General features: G+C 34.8%; 1 protein-coding gene. It reads right to left on the bottom strand.

The window, feature by feature from the left end:
- On the bottom strand, positions 1 to 1,255 hold a 1,255-nt coding region (locus FJR37_RS02915), incomplete at its 3' end, for a Gldg family protein (RefSeq protein WP_168465263.1).
- Positions 1,256 to 1,298 lie beyond the last annotated feature (43 nt).

The raw sequence follows: 1,298 nt of genomic DNA, 5'->3' as shown, positions 1-1,298 counted from the left end.
TTGCATTTGATAACTTTCTAGTTAATGCTACTCCTAAAGTTAAAGGTCCTTTTAAATCTTGACCTTCATTAAACTCTAATTTTTCACTTTTTTGATCACTTTCTGCCCAACTGTTGGGATAGGGTTTAGTTTTTAATAAAGCCATAGACTCGATACCAGAAACAGGATCAATTTCCAAAGAACGAGTTAAGGGATATACAGAAATATTTTTAGCAAAATCTTTAGTAATAGGATGTTGTCCATATTCTGTCACCAGAATAGCAGCGGGTCCTAGTTGTAAATTTTCGCCAGAAGTATCAATAGCCAAACGATTATCTAAGCGTATACCCCAATCTTTTAAAATAGTGTCTATTTTCGGGTCAGTATTGGGATCAATCATCAATAATAAGTTACCACCACGATTGAGATAATTTTGTAAAGCTGTAACTTCCCCTATCAATAATTCTTTTTTAGGTCCAGCGACAACTATAACAGTAGCATCATCAGGAACTTGCGGCTGTTCTGCTAAATTCAAAGCTGATGTGGTAAAGTTTTTATCGGTTAATGCTTTAATTGCTTGGGAAATTGCCCCTTTACTAGCTGTAAGTGGATGTTCACCATGACCTTGAAGAAAGTAAACTTTAGCAGTTGTGGAACTGGTAATTTGTTGTAACCGATTAGTTAATTTTATTTCTGATAAACGTTCATTTTCATTAATTATCTGGACTAATTGCCGTTTGTTTTGAAATTCTAGATAAACTTCGCCATAATCTTTGACACCAAATTTTTTGGCTATTCCTGGCTTTAATTGAGGGTCAAGATACTCAAATTTAAATTTATTACTTTGACGATGATAGTTATCTAATAATTCTCGATCTTGGAGATTTTGGTCTTTACTAAATAACCAAACTTTTATGGTTTCGGGTAAGTTACTGACTAATTCTCTTGATTGAGGGGATAGGGTAAATAATTGACTATCTGTTAAATCTAGGCGCAGGTGATAGCGAATACCTAAAAAGTTAATTAATCCTAAGATAACTAATACTGATAAGGTGGCAACAAGGGCGTTAGTACCAGATTGGGTGGAACGTTTTTGCCACCATTTACTTTGTTGGCTTTGGATTATTATCCAGAGGCTACAAATTACTAAACCTAGTATTGTTAATACTAAAGGGATTATTCCCCATTTTTCTGATATTAAACCAATTGTTAAGCCGGCAGCTAAAAAGAATGGTCCTAGCCAAAATACAAGTTTCCAAAGTTTATTTTTATTCATTCTTTATAGTAGGGGGCAGGGGGCAGGGGAGTTGGGGGAGTGG

This window comes from Aphanizomenon sp. UHCC 0183 (genome assembly GCF_009712065.1).
Lineage (GTDB): Bacteria > Cyanobacteriota > Cyanobacteriia > Cyanobacteriales > Nostocaceae > Dolichospermum > Dolichospermum heterosporum.
The sequence above is the reverse complement of the archived record's forward strand: the minus strand, read 5'-3'. Positions and strand labels throughout refer to the sequence as shown.